Origin of the sequence: Bradyrhizobium sp. IC3123, assembly GCF_020193625.1 — a bacterium.
Taxonomy (GTDB): domain Bacteria; phylum Pseudomonadota; class Alphaproteobacteria; order Rhizobiales; family Xanthobacteraceae; genus Bradyrhizobium; species Bradyrhizobium yuanmingense.
This window is the reverse complement of the sequence record NZ_JADYVF010000001.1, coordinates 627929-645998: the sequence shown is the minus strand read 5'-3', so window position 1 is coordinate 645998 and position 18070 is coordinate 627929. Positions and strand designations below refer to the sequence as shown.

18 protein-coding genes are annotated in these 18070 nt (G+C 64.8%); 8 read left to right on the top strand and 10 right to left on the bottom strand.

The genetic code is table 11. From position 1 onward, the window contains the following. Positions 1–60 precede the first annotated feature (60 nt). Positions 61–3444 (bottom strand): adenylate/guanylate cyclase domain-containing protein, encoded by a 3384-nt coding sequence (locus tag I6F20_RS03260; protein WP_225125075.1) that lies wholly within the window; start codon positions 3442–3444, stop codon positions 61–63. A 435-nt stretch (positions 3445–3879) separates the two neighbouring features. Continuing rightward, the gene (locus I6F20_RS03255) at positions 3880–5118 is read right to left on the bottom strand and encodes an MFS transporter (protein WP_036025577.1); all 1239 of its coding nucleotides are present in this window, start codon (positions 5116–5118) and stop codon (positions 3880–3882) included. Between the two features lie 130 nt (positions 5119–5248). On the opposite strand from I6F20_RS03255, the gene I6F20_RS03250 reads away from it, so the two are divergent. Then, complete coding sequence (locus I6F20_RS03250; protein WP_036039317.1) at positions 5249–5857, top strand: TetR family transcriptional regulator; 609 nt, start codon at positions 5249–5251, stop codon at positions 5855–5857. Positions 5858–6203: 346 nt separating this feature from the next. Here I6F20_RS03250 and I6F20_RS03245 read toward each other — a convergent pair whose 3' ends face one another. Then, the gene (locus I6F20_RS03245) at positions 6204–7577 is read right to left on the bottom strand and encodes a PleD family two-component system response regulator (RefSeq protein WP_036015153.1); all 1374 of its coding nucleotides are present in this window, start codon (positions 7575–7577) and stop codon (positions 6204–6206) included. A 14-nt stretch (positions 7578–7591) separates the two neighbouring features. Then, the gene (locus I6F20_RS03240; RefSeq protein ID WP_008566616.1) at positions 7592–7957 is read right to left on the bottom strand and encodes a response regulator; all 366 of its coding nucleotides are present in this window, start codon (positions 7955–7957) and stop codon (positions 7592–7594) included. A gap of 242 nt (positions 7958–8199) precedes the next feature. Here I6F20_RS03240 and I6F20_RS03235 point away from each other — a divergent pair, with 242 nt between their 5' ends. The 3 genes from I6F20_RS03235 to I6F20_RS03225 are packed head-to-tail and all read left to right on the top strand — an operon-like array spanning position 8200 to position 10204. Next, entirely contained in the window at positions 8200–8511 is a 312-nt protein-coding gene (locus I6F20_RS03235) for a DUF3572 domain-containing protein (RefSeq protein WP_036015155.1), read from the top strand. Beyond that, a complete protein-coding gene (locus I6F20_RS03230; RefSeq protein ID WP_225125073.1) occupies positions 8508–9797 on the top strand; it encodes a DNA polymerase IV in 1290 nt (429 codons plus the stop codon). The genes I6F20_RS03235 and I6F20_RS03230 overlap by 4 nt, the downstream gene beginning before the upstream one ends. Further along, positions 9797–10204 carry an ACT domain-containing protein gene (locus I6F20_RS03225; RefSeq protein WP_036015159.1) on the top strand — a complete coding sequence of 136 codons (408 nt, stop codon included), beginning with the start codon at positions 9797–9799 and terminating at the stop codon, positions 10202–10204. The genes I6F20_RS03230 and I6F20_RS03225 overlap by 1 nt, the downstream gene beginning before the upstream one ends. Before the next feature lie 101 nt (positions 10205–10305). On the opposite strand, the gene I6F20_RS03220 is transcribed toward I6F20_RS03225, so the two are convergent. Both I6F20_RS03220 and I6F20_RS03215 read right to left on the bottom strand, forming a co-directional pair. After that, the gene (locus tag I6F20_RS03220; protein WP_018646938.1) at positions 10306–10707 is read right to left on the bottom strand and encodes a RidA family protein; all 402 of its coding nucleotides are present in this window, start codon (positions 10705–10707) and stop codon (positions 10306–10308) included. A gap of 224 nt (positions 10708–10931) precedes the next feature. Beyond that, a complete protein-coding gene (locus I6F20_RS03215) occupies positions 10932–11777 on the bottom strand; it encodes a cell envelope integrity EipB family protein (RefSeq protein ID WP_225125072.1) in 846 nt (281 codons plus the stop codon). Positions 11778–12008: 231 nt separating this feature from the next. Here I6F20_RS03215 and I6F20_RS03210 point away from each other — a divergent pair, with 231 nt between their 5' ends. From I6F20_RS03210 to I6F20_RS03195, 4 genes are all read left to right on the top strand, one after another. After that, positions 12009–12476 carry a RidA family protein gene (locus I6F20_RS03210; RefSeq protein WP_036015166.1) on the top strand — a complete coding sequence of 156 codons (468 nt, stop codon included), beginning with the start codon at positions 12009–12011 and terminating at the stop codon, positions 12474–12476. Positions 12477–12482: 6 nt separating this feature from the next. Next, on the top strand, positions 12483–13229 hold the full coding sequence (locus tag I6F20_RS03205; protein WP_225125070.1) for a glycerophosphodiester phosphodiesterase: 747 nt from the start codon (positions 12483–12485) through the stop codon (positions 13227–13229). Between the two features lie 198 nt (positions 13230–13427). Beyond that, positions 13428–14669, top strand: coding sequence for a GNAT family N-acetyltransferase (locus tag I6F20_RS03200; protein WP_225125069.1), 1242 nt, complete (start codon positions 13428–13430; stop codon positions 14667–14669). A 53-nt stretch (positions 14670–14722) separates the two neighbouring features. Continuing rightward, on the top strand, positions 14723–15148 hold the full coding sequence (locus I6F20_RS03195; RefSeq protein ID WP_225125068.1) for an HIT family protein: 426 nt from the start codon (positions 14723–14725) through the stop codon (positions 15146–15148). Between the two features lie 121 nt (positions 15149–15269). On the opposite strand, the gene tsaA is transcribed toward I6F20_RS03195, so the two are convergent. The 4 genes from tsaA to I6F20_RS03175 form a co-directional block, all read right to left on the bottom strand. Continuing rightward, complete coding sequence (gene tsaA, locus I6F20_RS03190; RefSeq protein ID WP_057029795.1) at positions 15270–15761, bottom strand: tRNA (N6-threonylcarbamoyladenosine(37)-N6)-methyltransferase TrmO; 492 nt, start codon at positions 15759–15761, stop codon at positions 15270–15272. Positions 15762–15793: 32 nt separating this feature from the next. Continuing rightward, entirely contained in the window at positions 15794–16144 is a 351-nt protein-coding gene (locus tag I6F20_RS03185; RefSeq protein WP_036015173.1) for a branched-chain amino acid transport AzlD family protein, read from the bottom strand. Next, positions 16141–16881 (bottom strand): AzlC family ABC transporter permease, encoded by a 741-nt coding sequence (locus tag I6F20_RS03180; RefSeq protein ID WP_036039333.1) that lies wholly within the window; start codon positions 16879–16881, stop codon positions 16141–16143. Before I6F20_RS03180 ends, I6F20_RS03185 begins: the two co-directional genes overlap by 4 nt. A gap of 157 nt (positions 16882–17038) precedes the next feature. After that, entirely contained in the window at positions 17039–17992 is a 954-nt protein-coding gene (locus I6F20_RS03175; protein WP_225125067.1) for a lytic transglycosylase domain-containing protein, read from the bottom strand. Between the last annotated feature and the right edge of the window lie 78 nt (positions 17993–18070).

Here is an 18070-nt window from a genome sequence, read left to right as displayed (position 1 = left end):
AAACCCGAGAACGTTACGGAGCTCCAATGGAGCGCGCTTACGACAAGCTCCACGTTACACTCAGAGTTCTTCCAGCAGCGCCTTGCTTTCCTTCAAGTCGCGAACGTCGAAGCCCTCGTTGAACCAACCGTAGACCGGCGCGAGAAGACCGCGTGCTTCATCACCCCTGTCCTGATCACGCCAGAGCCGGGCGAGACTGACGGCGGAGCGAAGTTCCCAGAGTTTCGCCTCCTGCTGATGAGCAATCGCAATGGCGTGGCGAAACTCGGTCTCCGCATCGGCCTCCGCGCCTGGCCGAGCCCTTAGCATCAACTCGCCTCGGCGCCGATGCAGCTCGGCCTCGAACCACCGCACCCCCGATTTCTGGGTTAGTGCCAAGGCGTCGGAGAGTTGGCCGAGCCCCGTTTCATATCGTGCTCTCTTTGCCTCGGCTGCTGCGAGCTGCGCAAGGTAGAACGGAAGAGTCCATGCTGCGCCGGACGCCTGGAATCCCTCGATGCCGCGCCGCAGTAAGTCCACCCCGGCCTCGGGGTCGCCGGCTTCGGCCAGCGTCCAGCCGCGATATGCCGTCCCCATCGCGAGAAAGAAGGCAAAGCGCTGCTCGGTGGTGAGCGCAACGAGCTCGTCCGCCCGTTGCCCAACCATGCCCGCGTCTTCGAGCACGAAATGCAACCGGCAGGCAACGCTCAGCGCGAATGCGAGGCTGATCGGGTGCGACGAATCGCGGGCCTCTGCCAGGGCGTCACTGCTCTGCACGCGCGCCTGATCGGCGAAGCCAAGAAGGCCACACGTAAGCGAAAGGAACGAAAGCATCGCCACGCGGGCGTTTTCTGCGAACAGGGCTGTCAGAGAGCGCTGCTGCGCCGGATCGTAAAGGGCGAGCCCCCGCTCGAGATGGGTGCGCGCCAAGGCCAATTGTCCGCGATGAAGCCAGCTATCGCCGACTGCCCTATGACCGGCGACAAGAATGGCCGCATCGTTCTGTCGCCCGGCCAAATCGAGCAGATTCTCGGCGATGCGATGCGATCGGTCCGTTTCACCACGGACGTGATAATGCACGAACTCGCCCCAGAGTGCCTTGAGCAGATTCGGCGTGTCGTTGAGTGCCTCGCAGAGGCAACGCGCCCGGGCGTAGGCCCTGCCGGTCTCTTCGGCCGCGTGGCCCTTCGCGGCGATCAGTGCACCGCCGAGCGCGAGTTGAAGTTCAGTTTCGGTGCGCTGGCGCCCGGGAGCATCCGGCAGTTGAGATAGCAAATCAAGCGCCTTTCGCATCTGCGCGATTGCTTCTGTCATTGCCGATCGAGCCTTTGAACGCTCACCAGCCTCCTGCCAATAGGAAACCGCCTTTTCGGCCAAGCCCGCATGTCCGCAGTGGTGGGCGAGGATTTCCGGCTGCTCTTGGATGCCTCTAGCGAGCCTCTCCTCGAGTGCGCCAGCGATCCGAGCGTGCAGCTCGCGTCGTTGACCGCGCAACATTGTGCCGTATGCCGCATCCTGGACCAGTGCATGTTTGAACAAGAAATGCGGCTCGACACTCCCAAACACGAGTCCGGTGTTGATCAGCCGGTCAAGCGCCGCCCGCAACTCGTTGTCGCACCGCTGTGCGACCGAGGCCAGCAGATCATAGGAGAACTCTCGGCCAATAGCTGCGCCGATTTGTGCCACCTCCTTGGCGATCGGCCCAATCCGGTCGAGCCGCGCCATCAACGAAGCATGTAGCGTGGCCGGTACGGCAAGTCCGGGCAGCGGCGCGAAGGAGATCGCTCGCGCGATACTCTGGGGGCTTGTTTCGAGCACCGCTTTGGTCAACTCCTCAACGAACAGCGGCACACCATCCGTACGTTCAGCAATTTCATTGACGATTTCGGTCGGCAGCGTCTGGCCACCTGCCACGCTCCGGATCAGCGCAGCGCCCGCATTCTGGTCGAGCCGGTTCAGCACGAGCAAGCTGACATGCGGCTTTCCGGTCCATACTAACTGGAACTCGGGGCGGTAGGTGATCAAGACCAAAACCGGCAGGCTTGCTACGCGATCGACGGTTCGGTCCAGCAGCTCGCGCGAGCTTGGATCGATCCATTGCATGTCCTCGAACACGATCATGATTGGACGTCTTTGCGCGAGAGCTTCAAGCTGGCGAACCAGGGCGGCGAAGCTTCTCTCCTTCTTTTGTTGCGGCGTACTCGTAACCGGTAAGTATAGATTATCGTTGGGGATCGACAAAAACTCCGCCAGGATCGCCGCGTCCTCGTTGGGCGACAATGCAGGCGACAGGAGCGCTCGAAGTTTGTCGAGCTTGGTCGTCGGTGTGTCCTCACGATCGAAGCCAGCCGCTCGCTGGAGTTGTGCGATGAAGGGGTAAAGCGCGCTTTCCTGATGATGAGGCGAGCAGAAGTAGCGCAAGCAGGTGTGCGGCTCTCGCTCGATACGCTCCTGAAGAGCCGCAACGAGGCGCGACTTGCCGATCCCCGCCTCGCCGACAAGCAGCATGACTTGACCGGTACCCGCCCGCGCATGGCGCCAGCTCCGCTCCAACCGCGCGAGGTCTTCCTCACGCCCAACCAGCGGGGCGAGGACCGAAGGGTGCAACGCCTCGAACCGGCTCTCCGCTGTTCCCTCACGAAGCACCCGCCAGGCTTGCACCGGTGCGGCGAAGCCCTTCAGCGTCACGGCGCCGAGATTCTCGTAGTCAAAGAGCCCGCCGATGAGCCGCCGCGTGTCCTCAGGGATGACTACCCCATCCGGTTCGGCGAGCGCTTGCAGTCGAGCGGCAAGGTTCGGCGTCTCGCCAAGCACGGCCTGCGCCTCCGCCGCTTCGCTGCCGATAAGGTCACCTACGACGACGAGGCCAGTCGCGAGCCCAAGACGAACCCGCAGCTCGAACTCGGCTGGGGCTCCCGGCGCGTGCCTGGTCGCGGCGATCTCAAGCGCAGCGCGCACTGCGCGTTCGGCATCGTCCTCATGCGCTGAAGGATGACCGAATAGTATGAGCATGCCATCGCCGATGTAACGGCTGACGGTGCCACCGTATTTGCGGACGACCGCCGCTACGCTATCGCGGTACTCAGCAATTATGTCCCGTAGATCTTCCGGATCGAGCTTTGTCGCAAGTGCCGTCGAGCCGACGAGATCGCAGAACATCACTGTGAGCTGACGACGCTCGGCGGAAGAACTTGGTGCGGCCAACAAGCCTGCGCGCTCCGTGACCGGTGGCACGATGGACGTCGCTGCGCCGGCCCCTCTCGTCATTTGCGGCGGTACGGTCGGCGTGAGCGCGGCACCGCAGTCGCCACAGAAGTTCTTGCCTGTCGGATTGTCGCCCCCGCACGCAGGGCAGCGAAAGAACAGCGGCGCGCCGCAATCGCCGCAGACCTTCGTTCCCTCCGGGTTGACTCTGCCGCAATTCGCGCAATCCATGGCCGCACCCGATCGAATTCCGACCGACATGAGTTCGCGTCGGTCTATGGGCGAATCTTGAGAGCGCGCTCTTTCAAGATTCTCTTCCCTCAGCCGCCTACCAAGCGCCAAGCATGATCAAACTCACAATGACCAGGAAGTAGACACAGGCGATAGTCGCAGGGAAAATGAGCCAGCCGGGCGTCATCGTTGCCTCCCGAGCGGTTGTCTCGAAAGCTTAAGCTGGCCGGCGCGATTAGGATTATGAACTGGCTAACACTCTGCAACTCAAGCCCATTTTCAATCTGAGAAGGCTGACCACAGCCTGACACGACCCAAACGCGAAATTGGCAAGCCCATGAACGACCGCCTGCCGAGTCGACGAAAGGTTCTCTCGCACGTCAGCAACCGAGCGCTTTGAGGCAAATGCAAATTTGTGAGAACGGCAGCGGTGCAAGGCCAAGGAAAACGACCACCCGCCCCGCCCTACGCTGTCCGCAGCACTGGCGTGGGCGGCTGCGACGGCCTGACAAGCGCGAACGCGACCTGCACGATGCCGCCGGCAAGGCCGAGCGCGACACCGATGCGCCAGGCCATGGTGTAGGAGCCGAGCGCGTCATAGAGCAGCCCGCCTCCGTAAGCGCCGAGGAAGCTGCCGATCTGGTGGCTCATGAAGGCGAGGCCCTGGATCATCGCCTGCCAGCGCAGGCCGAACATCTCGGCGACCGCGCCCGCGACCAGCGGGCCGACGCCCATCCACAGAAAGCCCATGATCGCGCCGAACAGCAGCGTCGAGAACGGGCTTGCCGGCAGCATGAAGTACCAGGCGAGCGCGAGCGAGCGCAGGATGTAGATCCCGCCCAAGAGCGCCAGCTTGTTCCAGCGCTGGCCGGCCCAGCCGAAGAACAGCGAGCCCAGCACGTTGAAGCCGCCGATCATGCCGAGCGTCTGCGCGCTCAGCATCGGATCGAGGCCGCAGATCGCGAGATATGACGGCAGGTGCGTGGTGAGGAACACGAGCTGCATGCCGCAGACGAGATAGGCGCAGGTCATCACCACGAAGGAGGCATTGCCGAACGCGGTCCTCGCCGCGGCTGCAGCCGTGGCATCATCGATCTCGTCGGCCGCCGGCTTCGGCAACGGAATCTTGTCGACGCGCCCGGCATACCAGGCCGCAGGGATCATCAGCACCGACATGATGACGAAGCCCGCGAGCCCGACGCGCCAGCCAAAGCCCTCGTTGAGCATCTGTCCGATCGGCGCCGAAAGTAGCGCGCCGAGCGAGCCCGCGCCGGAGACGATGCCGAGCACGGTCGAGCGCACCGTCTCCGGCACCGCACGTGCCGCCACCGACATCGCGATCGCCGCCGCGGTGCAGGCGAGCGAGGTCCCGATCAGCACGCCGGCGCCGATCATGATGCTGAGAAGCCCATTCGCCGTTGCCATCAGCGCGAGGCCCGCGATGTACATCAGCGCGCCGGCGATCATGATCGGGCGGAAGCCGTAGCGCACGGTGAGTGCACCGGCGGGCGGCTGCAGGAAGCCCCAGGCGAGGTTTTGCACGGCCAGTGCAAGCGTGAAATCCGAGATCGAAATGTGGATGTCGCGCGTCAGCGGCTGCATGAAGATACCGAGCGACTGCCGCAGCCCCATGCTCAAGGTCAGCATGATCGAGGCGCCGATCAGGATCGGCAAGGTGGGACGCAGAACCTGCAGCAGGGGCATTTTTCTTCTCCCTTTTGGGCGCGGCACGCGTGCCGTCGTCTGCTTTTGCCGATGTTTTTGGGTACACAGACCTGTGCACTTAGGCTATAGATGGAAGCGGCTGTCAAGCGAACAGGACGCTTAGCTCCGCATGGCTCCCCCGCCTGCCCCACAGACGATGAAAGAGCGGATCCTTCAGACCGCCGACAAGCTGTTCTATCTGCAAGGCATTCGCGCCATCGGCGTCGATACCATCGCGGCCGAGGTCGGCATCAGTAAGCGCACGCTCTACAATCACTTCCCGTCCAAGGACGCGCTGATCGCGGCCTATCTCGAGCGCCGCTTCGTCAGCGCACGCCCCTCCGACAAGCCGCCCGCCGAGCAGATCCTCGCGACGTTCGATTCGCTGGAGCGGCGCTTCGCGGCGAAAGACTTTCGCGGCTGCCCATTCGTCAATGCGGTCGCCGAGCTCGGCCCCACCGACCGCGCCGTGAAGAAGATCGCGATCGCCTTCAAGGAAAGCCGCCGCCTCTGGTTTCGCGACCGCCTGACCGAGCTCGGCGTTGCCGAAGCGGACGCGCTCGCGACGCAGCTGGTGCTGCTGGTCGACGGCTCCATCGCGCAGGATCTCGTGCGCGATGATCCGGCGATGGCCAGAGCCGCGAAGGAAGCGGCGAAGGTGTTGTTGCGGAATGCGGGGGTGGATGTGGGCGAGGATGCGAACCCGGCGGAGAAACGGAGCAAGCGCGCTCCAGACTAACCGCTGTCGCCTGATCGCTCGCTGTCATCACCCGCGAAAGCGGGTGATCCAGTATTCAAGAGACAGTGAAGCTAGACCCGAGACGCTGCGGCGTACTGGATTCCCCGCTCCAGTGCGCGACTGCGCACAAGGCGGGGAATGACACCGGGATTTGTGGAGAAAGCGCGGGCGCCTGACTACCCGTCAGGACCATTTCGCGACCCTACCAATATGCTCCTGTTTTGCCCGACGGGTCAAACGACGCCGCTGCCGGCGCAAATTATCTCGTCACCCGCGTAACCCATTGATCCCGCTCGCGCCGGCTACTGTGCATGGGGTTGTTTTCGCAACTTTGCGCGGACGGCCCTCACGCCGCCTGCGACACCACGCGATTGCGGCCGTCGTGCTTGGCGCGGTAGAGCGCGGTGTCGGCGCGCTTGAGGACGTCGGCCACCGCCTCGCCCTTTCGCTCCAGCGTGGTCAGCCCGATCGAGATCGTGACCTCGATGCGCTTCGAACCCTTGTGGATCGCGAAGGGCTCACCCGCTATCGAACGGCGCAGGCGCTCGGCGACCATGCCGGCGACGTGGAGATCGGTCTCCGGCATCACGATGACGAATTCCTCGCCGCCGTAACGGCAGGCGAGATCAATGCCGCGGATCGATTTGCGCACGCGCACCGCGAACTCGCGCAGCACGTCGTCGCCGGCATCGTGGCCGTAATTGTCGTTGATCGACTTGAAATAGTCGATGTCCAGGATCATCAGCGCCAGCGGCTTGCCGCGGGTCGCGGCCTGCTCGGCGAGCGTCGCCAGATGGCTCTCCATGTAGCGGCGATTGTGCAGGCCGGTCAGCGCGTCGGTGATCGCCATCTCGATCGAGTTCTGCACGTTGTCGCGCAAGTGATCGGTGTAGCGGCGGCGGCGGATCTGGGTGCGGGCGCGCGCCAAGAGCTCGGTCTTGTCGATCGGGCGCAGCAGGTAGTCGTTGACGCCGATCTCGAGGCCGCGCAGCAGCCGTGTCGAGTTCTCGGGGTCGGCGATCGCCAGGATCGGCACATGGCGCGTGCGCTCCAACGAGCGCGCCTGGCTGCACAGGCGCAGGCCGTCGAAATTGTTGAGGTCGAGCGAGACGATCAGGAGGTCGTAATTGCCCTCGGCGGCGTGGAACAGCGCCTCCGTCGGGTTCGGCTCGACGTCGATGGTGTGCTCGGCAGCAAGGATCGTCGCCAGCCGCTCGTAGGAGGACTGGCGGTCGTCGACCAGGAGGATGCGGCCGCCCTTGCCGGTGTCGGCGATCGCACTGCGCTCGGGCGCCTGCATGCCGATCTCGAGCGAGGTGATGGCGCGCATGCGCAGCTCATCCGTCATCATCTTCAGCCGCGTCAGCGAGCGCACCCGCGCGATCAGCACGACGTCGGAGACGGGTTTGGTCAGGAAGTCGTCGGCACCGGCCTCGAGCCCGCGGTTGCGGTCGGCGGGGCTGTCGAGCGCGGTGACCATCACGACGGGAATGTGGTGCGTCGCCGGATCAGTCTTGAGGCGGCGGCAGACCTCGAAGCCGTCCATGTCGGGCATCATCACGTCGAGCAGGATGATGTCGCATTCGGCACGCCTTGAGATCGCGAGCGCCTCGGTGCCGTTCGCGGCGGTCATCACGTCGAAATATTCGGCGGAAAGGCGGGCCTCTAACAGCTTGACGTTGGCGGGGACGTCGTCGACGACCAGGATACGCGCGGACACTGTGAACTCACTTCCTATCCGATAAAACGCCGGACCGTCTCAATGAATTTGCCGACCGAGATCGGCTTGGACAAATAGGCTTCGCAGCCGCCCTCGCGGATGCGCTCTTCGTCGCCCTTCATCGCGAACGCCGTGACCGCGACGACTGGAATGGCGCGCAGCTCCGGATCGTCCTTGATCCAGCGCGTCACCTCGAGGCCGGAGACCTGCGGCAGCTGGATGTCCATCAGCACGAGGTCGGGCCGCATCTTGCGCACGAGGTCGAGCGCCTCGTAGCCGTTGCTGGTGCCGGAGGTCTGGTACCCGTGCGCCTCCAACAGGTCGCGGAAGAGCTTCATGTTGAGCTCGTTGTCTTCCACGATCAGGACGGTCTTAGCCATCCCGCCCTCCTGATTGGTCCGAAGGACCGGTACATGTGACGCCTCAGACGCCGCTTCCCGGCGTTTCGAAAACTGGATTCAAACTAGCCTCAGATTCGCTTGAGTTTCGTTAAACCCGAGGGTCCACTTTCTGCGATGTGGTTTCCAGTTGCTTGTCCGGGGCCGGAAGACTTGAGCACGAGACTCGGGCATGATGATTCCAAATTAGAGACCGAAAGTTAACGGAAAGGCAAACCGTCCCCGTGAAAAAGCCTGTTCACAACCCCCGCGAAGTCGCTGAAATCGTTGCGATTCAGGCCCTGTCCTTCGTCGCGGGCGAGCCTGAGCGGCTGGGCCTGTTCCTGGCCGAGACGGGGGTCGGTCCGGAGACCCTGCGCAACGCCGCCGCGGACCCGAATTTCCTCCTCAGCGTGCTCGATTTCGTGATGCGGGACGATGCCACGGTGAAGGCCTTTGCCAAGGTGGCGGAACTGCACCCGACCAACGTTGCCGCGGCGCGGCAGGTCCTCGGCGATGCGCTCGGTGACCCCTCCTGGGAGCGCGACGTGCCGTGAGCGTCCCAGAGCCGGCCGGGCCCCGCTGCTTCTGCCGGGATTGTCTGGCCGATCTGGATATGGGCCTGCGGCGCTGCTCGGCCTGCGGTTCCCCCCGCCTCGTCCGCCACCGCTCGCTCGCCGGCCTGACCATCGCCCATATCGACTGCGACGCCTTCTATGCGACGGTCGAGAAGCGCGACAACCCTGACATCGCCGACAAGCCCGTCATCATCGGCGGGGGCAAGCGCGGCGTGGTGTCGGCGGCCTGCTACATCGCGCGCACCTATGGCGTTCGCTCGGCGATGCCGATGTTCAAGGCACTGGAAGCCTGCCCGCATGCGACCGTGATCCGCCCGGACATGGCAAAGTACGTCCGGGTCGGCCGCGAGGTCCGCCAGGCCATGCAGGCGCTGACGCCGCTGGTCGAGCCGCTCTCGATCGACGAGGCCTTCCTCGATCTCTCCGGCACCGAGCGGGTGCACGGCATGATCCCCGCCAAGGTGCTGGCGCGCTTTGCCCGCGACGTCGAGCGCGACATCAACATCACCGTCTCGGTCGGCCTGTCCTGCAACAAGTTCCTGGCCAAGATCGCCTCCGACCTCGACAAGCCCAGAGGCTTTGCCGCGCTCGACCAGGAGGAAGCGCGGTTGATGCTGGCGGAAAAGCCGGTCGGCTTCATCTTCGGCGTCGGTCCCGCGACGCAGGAACGCCTGGTGCAGCGCGGCTTCCGCATCATCGCCGATCTGCAGAAGGCCGACGAGATCGAGATGATGCGGCAGTTTCCGAGCGAGGGCCGCAGGCTGTGGCGGCTCGCACGCGGCATCGACGACCGCCGCGTCGAGCCTGACCGCGGCGCCAAGACCATTTCAAGCGAGACGACGTTCGAGACCGACATCCGCGATTTCGCGACGCTGGAGAAGATCCTGTGGCGACTCTGCGAGAAGACGTCGTCGCGCCTGAAGAGCAGCGAGCTCGCCGGCTCCACCGTGACGCTGAAGTTGAAGACCGCCGATTTCCGCCAGCGCACGCGCTCGCAATCGATCGCCGCCCCGACGCAGCTGGCCGCGAAGATCTTCTCGATCTGCCGCGAGATGCTGGCCAAGGAAATCGACGGCACCGCCTTCCGCCTGATGGGCGCCGGCGTCAGCGCGCTGCGCGAGGGCTCGGCGGTCGATGACACCGACATGCTCGACCGCCGCGCCGCCCACGCCGAACGCGCGGTCGACAGCCTGCGCAAGAAGTTCGGCAGCGCCGCGGTGATCCGCGGCATTGCCTATGAGGGCCCGGAGAAGGCGCAGGAGTGATGACGGGTGAACGCGATCTCAATGCGCTGCTGAGACTGATGAAGCCGGAGCTGCGACCGGGCACCTTCGTATTTTGCACGATCGCGGCAGACGAGACTATTCCCGCAGCAGTCGATCCGCTCCTGATCTTCCGCGAGCCGGAGGGCACAACGGTCGTAGCACCGCTGGAGGATGCCGAACGCGCAGGACTGCGCTACGAATTCGCCTCACGCCTGATCACGCTCACTGTTCACTCCGCGCTCGATGCGGTCGGCTTCCTGGCGGCAATCACGGCGCGCCTCGCCGACGCCGGCATCAGCGTGAATGCCGTGTCGGCGTTCCACCACGACCATCTCTTCGTACCGTCCGACAGAGCCGACGAAGCGATGGCGGCTCTACAAGAGCTGTCAGAGGCGAAGCACTCATAGCAGCTGTAGCCCGGATGGAGCGGAGCGCAATCCGGGACAGTGCTCCGTGGCGACAGGCTTCCCGGATTACGCTTGCGCTTCATCCGGGCTACAGGAAAACCTCAATCCGCAACCGCGACCGCCTCGATCTCGATCAGCCATTCCGGCGCAGCGAGCGCGGAAACGCCGACGAGCGTCGAGGCCGGCGGCTCCATGCCTTCGAAGAAGGCCGAGCGGGCCTTGCCGATGATGGGCCGCAGCTCCGGCTTGTAGTTCACCACGAAGGTCGTGATCTTGACGATGTTGGAATAGCTCGCCCCCGCGGCCTTCAGCGCGAGGCCGAGATTCTGCATCACCTGCGTCGTCTGCGCGGCGATATCGCCCTCGCCGACAATCCGCCCCTCCTCGTCGGTCGAGACCTGGCCGGAAATGTAGATCGTGCGCGCACCCGTCGCGGTGACGACGTGGGAATAGGCTGGATTGTGATGCAGGCCGCTGGGGCGGAGATGGTCGAGCTTCGGCATGGGCTGGCTCCCCGAATTTGTGGTTGGGAGGGAGCGTAGCGGGAGAGTGTGACGAGAGCTAGCCCCGTCATTGCGAGGAGCGAAGCGACCATGAGAGATCTCGTAAGGTGGGCAAAGGCGCACTTGCGCCGTGCCCACCATCTATCAACGATTATCGAGAGAAAGCGTGGGCACGATCCGCTTTGCCCACCCTACGACGCTGCTCGCGACGAGAGACCTAGCCCTCAATTACAGGGCTTGCTGTCCTTCACGTCGAACTTGCCCATGGCGCCGGAGATGACGAAATCGTTGTAGTCGAGCACGAGCTGGCGCGAGACGCCGTTCTCGTAGAGCTCGAACGCCATCGCATAGACCGGCGTCTGCTCGCCCTCCTTCTGCTGGGCGTCGCGGTCGAAATAGCTGACGGTGACTGGCCAGCGCTTGAGCGACTTCATGTGCTCGTCCGCAGTCGACGGATCGGACGAGGTGGCGCGGTCGGCGGGGATCGGCTGACCGATCACGGTCAGCGTGTTGTAGACCTTCTGGCCGTCATCGGAGCCGTCATAGACGGAGAGCTCCAGCAGCGATTTGCCTTCCTTCGCGGCGGCGATGATGCGCTGGATCTGCTCGGTCGGGAACACGATCTTGCCGTCGAGCGTGAACGTCTTCGGCGCCGGAAGCTTCAGCTTGACGTTGATGTGGTCGCCCTCGCGCTCGGCCGAGCCGTCGACGCGGCCGGCATCCGTCTCGTTCATGCGCGTCTCGATCTTGAAACGGTAGCTCTTGCCGGCGGCGTCCTCCCAGGAGTTGGAGCGGAGGTCGCTGAGCGTGACCTTGCCCTCGCCGCTGTCGAGCTCGGAGACCTGGCGGAATTCCGAGGTATAGCCCTCGCAGGCGTTCCCCGTGAAATTGTAGAGGATCCGGCCGCGGGCGCTATTGACCGAATTGGTGCGCGATTTGACGAGGCGGAGATCATACAGCGCCTGGTGCGCGAGAAACGGACCGTTGGCGGCCTCGGCTACGCCGCCAAGGCCGACACTGGCCGCGGCAAGCGCCATCACACCGAGCGAAGTCCGGAAAAGATGCACCATGTCTGTTCCCTGAGGAAAGCGCAGATTCGACATTTTAATGACCGTTCCATTGCGCCGCAACTGAGGCCGTCCACGTAAAATTGCCCCTCCACGTTGAACCTGCCGGCCAGCCTCAACAAAATGCGGCCCCTCCGGTTGCTTGCATGTGGCGGCACGATGGGCGAAACAGGGCGCGCCCGGCCATCCAGGGGACGCGCCGGAGCGAAGGATTTTTGGACAACGAGGTCGGACATGGCGGGCACGGTCGAGCAGAAACTGGCGGAGCAAGGCATCAAGCTGCACGAGGCCCCCTCCCCCGTCGCCAACTACGTGCCCTTTGTGCGCACGGGCAACCTCCTTTTCGTCTCCGGCCAGGTCTGCTTCGACCCCGCCGGCAAGCTGATCGCCAAGGGCAAGCTGGGCGCCGGCGTCTCGATCGAGGACGGCGCCGCAGCCGCGCGCGGCTGCGCCGTCAACCTGTTGGCCCAGGTCAAGGCGGCGCTCGGCGATCTCGACAAGGTCGTACGCGTCGTGCGCCTCGGCGGCTTCATCAACTCGGCCCCGGATTTCCTGGATGGGCCGAAGGTGCTCAACGGCGCCTCCGACCTGATGGTTGCCGCCTTCGGGGACAAGGGCCGCCACGCCCGCACCACCGTCGGCGTCGCCTCGCTGCCCGCGGATGCGGCGGTCGAGGTCGAAGGCGTGTTCGAGGTCGCCTGACGCCAAATGCGCGCTCCGGATTGGCTGACAGCGCGGCCGGTCGCCCATCGCGGCCTGCATGACATTTCGCGCGGCATCGTCGAGAACATGCCGGGCGCGGTGCAGGCTGCGATTGCTAGTAATTTTGCGATCGAGGTCGATATCCAGCTCTCGGCCGACGGCGAGGCCATGGTCCATCACGACCATGCCCTGGGCCGACTCACCGAGGCCACCGGCGAGGTGATCGCAAAGACCGCGACCGAGCTGAAGGCCGTCAGGTTCAAGGACACCGACGAGCGGATGATGTCGCTCGCCGACCTCTGCGCCATGGTCGCCGGACGTGTGCCCCTGGTAATCGAGGTGAAGAGCCATTTCGGCGGCGATCGCAAGCTGGTGAAGCGGATGGCCGAGGTGTTGGCCTCGTATGACGGCCCCGCCGTCGGCATGTCCTTCGATCCCGACCAGGTGCTGGCGCTACGTGACCTGTTGCCCAATCGTCCGCGCGGCATCGTCGCGCAGCGGAGCTATGAGGACGAGTACTGGGCCAACCTCACCCAAGAGCAGCGTGACAGCATGCTGTACTTGCGCCACGGCTTGCAAACCCGGCCGCATTTCGTCGCCTTCAAGGTCGACCACCTCCCGGCCCCCGCCCCCTGGATTGCCCGCAACCTGTTCGGCTGCGCCCTGCTCGGCTGGACCGTCCGCACCCCGGAGCAGCGGAGCCGGGTCGGGCGGTATGCGGACCAGATGATCTTCGAGGGATTCGTGCCGTAGCACCTCGCGTGTCCCGGACAAGCTGCAACGCTTCAGCGTTGCGGCGCAGAGCCGGGACCCATCTCTCCACGACCGCGCTGCCACATGGGCCCCGGCTCTGCAGCGCCCGCTGAAGGAGCGCTGCGCTGCGTCCGGGGCACGAGAGCGAGCTTTCTCCACCCCTTGAAGTCGCTGCTGCAATGCACGATCTTGGGCACGATGCCATCATCCGAAATCACGCTCGAGGCCGTCCCGTCCATCGGCGAAGTCTCGCCCGAGAATTGGGACGCCTGCGCGAATCCGGGCAAAGCTTGTAATGGCCATGGCGCGGGAACCTCATCCGCTCTTCCAGGCGATTCCGCCAGCATCTTAAAACCCGCCTATAACCCGTTCGTCTCCCACGCCTTTCTCTCTGCGGCCGAGAAATCGGGTTCGGCCACGATCCGGACTGGCTGGGGACCCCGGCATCTGGTCGCCCGGCTCGGCGGCCGCGTGGCTGGCGTCGTGCCCTGCTATCTGAAATCGCACAGCCAGGGCGAGTACGTCTTCGATCGCGGCTGGGCGGATGCCTATGAGCGCACCGGCGGGCGCTACTACCCGAAGCTCCAGGTCTCGGTTCCCTTCACGCCGGCCACGGGGCCGCGGCTGCTGGTGCGTGATGGCGTCGATCGCGAGCGTATCACCGAGGCGCTGGCGAGTGGACTCATAGCGCTGTGCGGCGTCAGCAAGGCCTCCTCCGTCCACGTCACCTTCGCGCGGGAGTCAGAATGGAAGCTGCTCGCCGAGCACGGCTTCCTCCAGCGCACCGACCAGCAGTTCCACTGGCACAATGAGGGCTTTGCGAGCTTCGACGACTTCCTGGCGACGCTGAACTCGCGCCATCGCAAATCGATCAAGCGCGAGCGGCGCGATGCGCTCGCGGCCGGCATCACGATCCACTGGCTCACCGGCAAGGACATCACCGAGGATGCCTGGGATGCCTTCTTCGCATTCTACATGGAGACCGGCTCGCGCAAATGGGGCCGGCCGTACCTAACGCGCGAGTTCTTCTCGCTGATCGGCGAGTCCATGAGCGAGGACGTGCTGCTGGTGATGGCCCGCCGTAACAATCGCTGGATTGCGGGCGCGATCAACTTCATCGGCTCGGACACGCTGTTCGGCCGCAACTGGGGCGCGGTCGAGCATCACCCGTTCCTGCATTTCGAGGTCTGCTACTACCAGGCGATCGATTTCGCGATCAAGCGCGGCCTCAAACACGTCGAGGCCGGCGCGCAGGGCGAGCACAAGATCGCGCGCGGCTACCTACCCCGGACCACGCATTCCGCCCACTTCATCGCCGATCCCGGCCTGCGCCGCGCCATCGACGATTACCTCAAGCGCGAGCGCGCCTATGTCGCGGAAGCCGGACGAGAGCTCGCCGAGCTCGGCCCGTTCCGCAAAGCGGCCGACGAGGCGCCTTGACGCCTCGCCACGGCTGGTGACAGTAAGCGCAAATCGTTCGAGGAGCCGCCGCCATGACCGCCTACGACACTAACAACATCTTCGCGAAAATCCTGCGCGGCGAGCTGCCCTGCTACAAGGTCTACGAGGATGAGCACGTCTTCGCCTTCCTCGACATCATGCCGCGCGTGCCCGGTCACACGCTGGTGATCCCGAAGGCTCCTGCCCGCAACATCCTCGACATCAAGCCCGACGATTACGCCCATGTCGCCCGAGGCGCGCACAAGATCGCGGCCGCCGCAATGAAGGCGTTCAATGCCGACGGCATCACAGTGCAGCAGTTCAACGAGCCTGCCGGCGGACAGGTGGTGTTTCACCTGCACATGCACGTGATGCCGCGCCACGACGCCGTCGCCATGCTGCCGCCTGCGAGCCGCAAGGAAGACGACAAGGTGCTGCAAGAGCACGCGGCGAAGCTGATGGCGGCGTTGAAGGGGTAGCCGGCGCTGCATCCTCGTCATTGCGAGGAGCTCTTGCGACGAAGCAATCCAGACTGCCTCGGTGGAGGGATCCTGGATTGCTTCGCTGCGCTCGCAATGACGAGGTTGGAGCGGAGGCCCCTCACTCCGTCTCGAAATCGCCCGTCTGCGGCGCGGCCAGCGGCGTGAACTCGCAGCGGTCGGGCTTGATGTCGATCAGCGGCGTGTTGTCGATGCAATCGAGGCCGCGCACCAGGATGGCATTGCCTTCGATGCCGACCAGCTTGACGATCGAGGTGCCGATCGGATTGGGCCGCACCGGCGAGCGCAGCGAAAAGGTGCCGCGGGTCTTCTCGTTGTTCTTCGGGCTCTGCAGGACGATGTCGCGGCGCGAGCGGTCGAGCCAATAGAGCACTTCGAGGTTGCTGTAGAAGTCGACGCCCTTGATGGCCGGCACGAACGGCTCGAAGATCTCGAGGCGGCAGATCGGACCGTCCTGACGTCCCTGCCGCGGCGTCTCCAGCCGCGACGACCAGGGCGTGCGGATCCGGCCGATGAAGACGAGGCCGGCATCTTGCGTCGGCGGCAGCTCGATGGCGACCTCGCCCTCGCGGAGCTCCTGTTCGCGAACCATATGTCCTGTTCCCTGGCTGTTCGCTGGCGGTTTTAGCCCAACCACCACTTGCCGGCCAGCATGAAGACTTCGCCCGTGACCACGCCTGCGAAGATCGAACGGCGGGTCAGCAGGAAAACGACGAGACCGGCACCGACCGCACCATAACGCAGGACATCAGGCACGCTGGCCAGCGCCCCCGGCGGCTGGACCACGATCTGGGCGATGACGCCGGCCAGGATCGCGGTGGCGACCGCCCTGACCCAGACCAGCAGCTCCGAGCCCTCGTCGATGCCGCCGCCGAACCACAGGCCCAGCATGCGCCAGATCTGGTTGGGAACGACGCCGGCGACGAACAGGACGGCCAGGGCGTGCCAGTCGCCGATCGCTTGCGCAAAGCTCATGCGCGTACCTCCCGCCACCAGTGCACGCCATAAGCGATCGTCCCGGCGACCACGCCGCTGACGAGGATATCGAGGCCGGAGTTCATCTTCGCCGCCAGCGGATAGAGCACGATGCCCAGCACGAGCGCGACGACGTCGGCGACCTCGCGGCTGTTGCGCGCCGTCGAGAACAGGAACGAAAGCGGCGTCAGCAACAGGATCGCCGCACCAAGCGTCTGCGTCAGGTTGGCGGCGAGGAAATAGCCGACGATATTGGCGACAAGGCACACGGAGACGAGCCCGCAGCCGAGCCCGTGGACGAAGGCGATCCGCCGTTCGCGCGGCACCTGCGGCAGGAAGCGGTGGCATTCGACCCACAGCGTCACTGCGGTGAGATGCGCGGCGAAAATCAGCTCGCGCCGCTTGGTCGTGGGTGTGCGCATCAGCGGCAGCACCGAGACCACCATTGGAAACAGGCGGATGGCGCTGACGGTCACCGCGATCGCCGACTGGATGATGGTGGCGCCCGAGCCGAGCGTGGTGATCAGGATGATCTGCGCCGGACCTGCCCAGACGAACAGCGTCGAGCACAATGCCCAGAGCAGGCTGAAATGGGTGTCGTGAGCGAGCGCACCGATGCCGAGATAGGTCACGAACAGCACGATGGTGAGGATCGTCTGCGTGATCGAGCGCAGTCCCCACGCGAAGGCGCGCCAGGGACTATTCCATTGCGGTGAATCGAGCGGAGGAAGCGCCACGGGAGCTTTGGCCGGTAAGGAATCGTGCCCGCATAACGGGCGAGACGGGTGCGCGCGTCAAGGAAAGGCGCGGCGGGGCTGGCATGCATGACAGCCAGGCTCACCGCCGTCATTCCGGGGCGCTGCACTTGGCGCGAACCCGGAATGACGACTCATCCTACCCCGCCACACCCCTGTTCCTCAGCACGAAACACGCCCCGCCCGCCTTGCGGATGCGGTTGCACAGATCATCAGCCTCGGCGCGCGTATCCGCGCCGATGCGGACCTGATAGAACGCGCGCGTGCCACGGCTGCGCATCACCGAGGAGAGCAGGCTCGGATCACGCTCGCCGATCACGGTGCTCAGTTTCGTCACGGCCCGGGAATACATCGCGAGCGCCCTGTTGCGGTCGAAGCCGGCCGCGAGCTGCACGCCCCAGATCTTTGCGGCTGCAAGCTCGACATGCTGCTCGAGCTCGGCGACGAATGGATTGGGAGCACGCTTGAGCAGCGCCATCAGATCACGGCAGCTCGTCGTCGGCGAGCTCGGTGGTCCCTTGCCGGTGCTCCCCGCCTTGGCCCAGGCATCGACGCTGGTGCCGGTGATGGCATACACGTAATTGCGGGTCTGCTCCGGCATCGGCCCGGTGCCGGCGAGCCATTCCTGCACGCGCCGGGGGCCGGCATTGTAGGCGGCCGCGGCAAGGCCGAGATTGCCGAACTGGTTGCGCAGCTCATTCAGGAATTCGGCCGACTTCGGCAAAGCCTGCACCGGATTGAACGGATCGAGCAGACCGCGCTCGCTGGCAGTGCCCGGCATGAACTGCGCGATCCCCTGCGCATGCTGGCCGCTGCGCGTCATGGGCCCGACCGCATCGGCCTGGAAGCGGCTTTCCTGCCAGATCACGCGCGCGAAGAATTCCAGCGGCAGGTTATTGTCGCGCGCGGCCGCCTCCACGATCAGGCAGATCGACTCCCGCGTGTCGCTCTCGCGGGCATCTTTCGGTTTCTCCGCTGGCTTCTCGGGTTCCTCGGCCTTCGGAGGCGCATCGGTGGAGGGTGCCTCCTCCGCGAGCGCCGGTGCCAGCAGCAAAGCCTGGCACAACACAGTAATGATCCGAGCTATTCGCATGGCATTGACGCTATCGGACAAATCGGACCTTGACTTGGAACCAGAGCCAACTAGCAACAGACGGCAGTATCAACACCG

Excerpts from the sequence above, each read along its gene's own strand:
- I6F20_RS03260 (WP_225125075.1), bottom strand. The coding sequence starts at position 3,444 with ATGTCGGTCGGAATTCGATCGGGTGCGGCCATGGATTGCGCGAATTGC.
- I6F20_RS03255 (WP_036025577.1), bottom strand. The coding sequence starts at position 5,118 with ATGCCCCTGCTGCAGGTTCTGCGTCCCACCTTGCCGATCCTGATCGGC.
- I6F20_RS03250 (WP_036039317.1), top strand. The coding sequence starts at position 5,249 with ATGGCTCCCCCGCCTGCCCCACAGACGATGAAAGAGCGGATCCTTCAG.
- I6F20_RS03240 (WP_008566616.1), bottom strand. The coding sequence starts at position 7,957 with ATGGCTAAGACCGTCCTGATCGTGGAAGACAACGAGCTCAACATGAAG.
- I6F20_RS03225 (WP_036015159.1), top strand. The coding sequence starts at position 9,797 with ATGACGGGTGAACGCGATCTCAATGCGCTGCTGAGACTGATGAAGCCG.
- I6F20_RS03220 (WP_018646938.1), bottom strand. The coding sequence starts at position 10,707 with ATGCCGAAGCTCGACCATCTCCGCCCCAGCGGCCTGCATCACAATCCA.
- I6F20_RS03215 (WP_225125072.1), bottom strand. The coding sequence starts at position 11,777 with ATGGTGCATCTTTTCCGGACTTCGCTCGGTGTGATGGCGCTTGCCGCG.
- I6F20_RS03210 (WP_036015166.1), top strand. The coding sequence starts at position 12,009 with ATGGCGGGCACGGTCGAGCAGAAACTGGCGGAGCAAGGCATCAAGCTG.
- I6F20_RS03205 (WP_225125070.1), top strand. The coding sequence starts at position 12,483 with ATGCGCGCTCCGGATTGGCTGACAGCGCGGCCGGTCGCCCATCGCGGC.
- I6F20_RS03200 (WP_225125069.1), top strand. The coding sequence starts at position 13,428 with ATGCCATCATCCGAAATCACGCTCGAGGCCGTCCCGTCCATCGGCGAA.
- I6F20_RS03195 (WP_225125068.1), top strand. The coding sequence starts at position 14,723 with ATGACCGCCTACGACACTAACAACATCTTCGCGAAAATCCTGCGCGGC.
- tsaA (WP_057029795.1), bottom strand. The coding sequence starts at position 15,761 with ATGGTTCGCGAACAGGAGCTCCGCGAGGGCGAGGTCGCCATCGAGCTG.
- I6F20_RS03185 (WP_036015173.1), bottom strand. The coding sequence starts at position 16,144 with ATGAGCTTTGCGCAAGCGATCGGCGACTGGCACGCCCTGGCCGTCCTG.
- I6F20_RS03175 (WP_225125067.1), bottom strand. The coding sequence starts at position 17,992 with ATGCGAATAGCTCGGATCATTACTGTGTTGTGCCAGGCTTTGCTGCTG.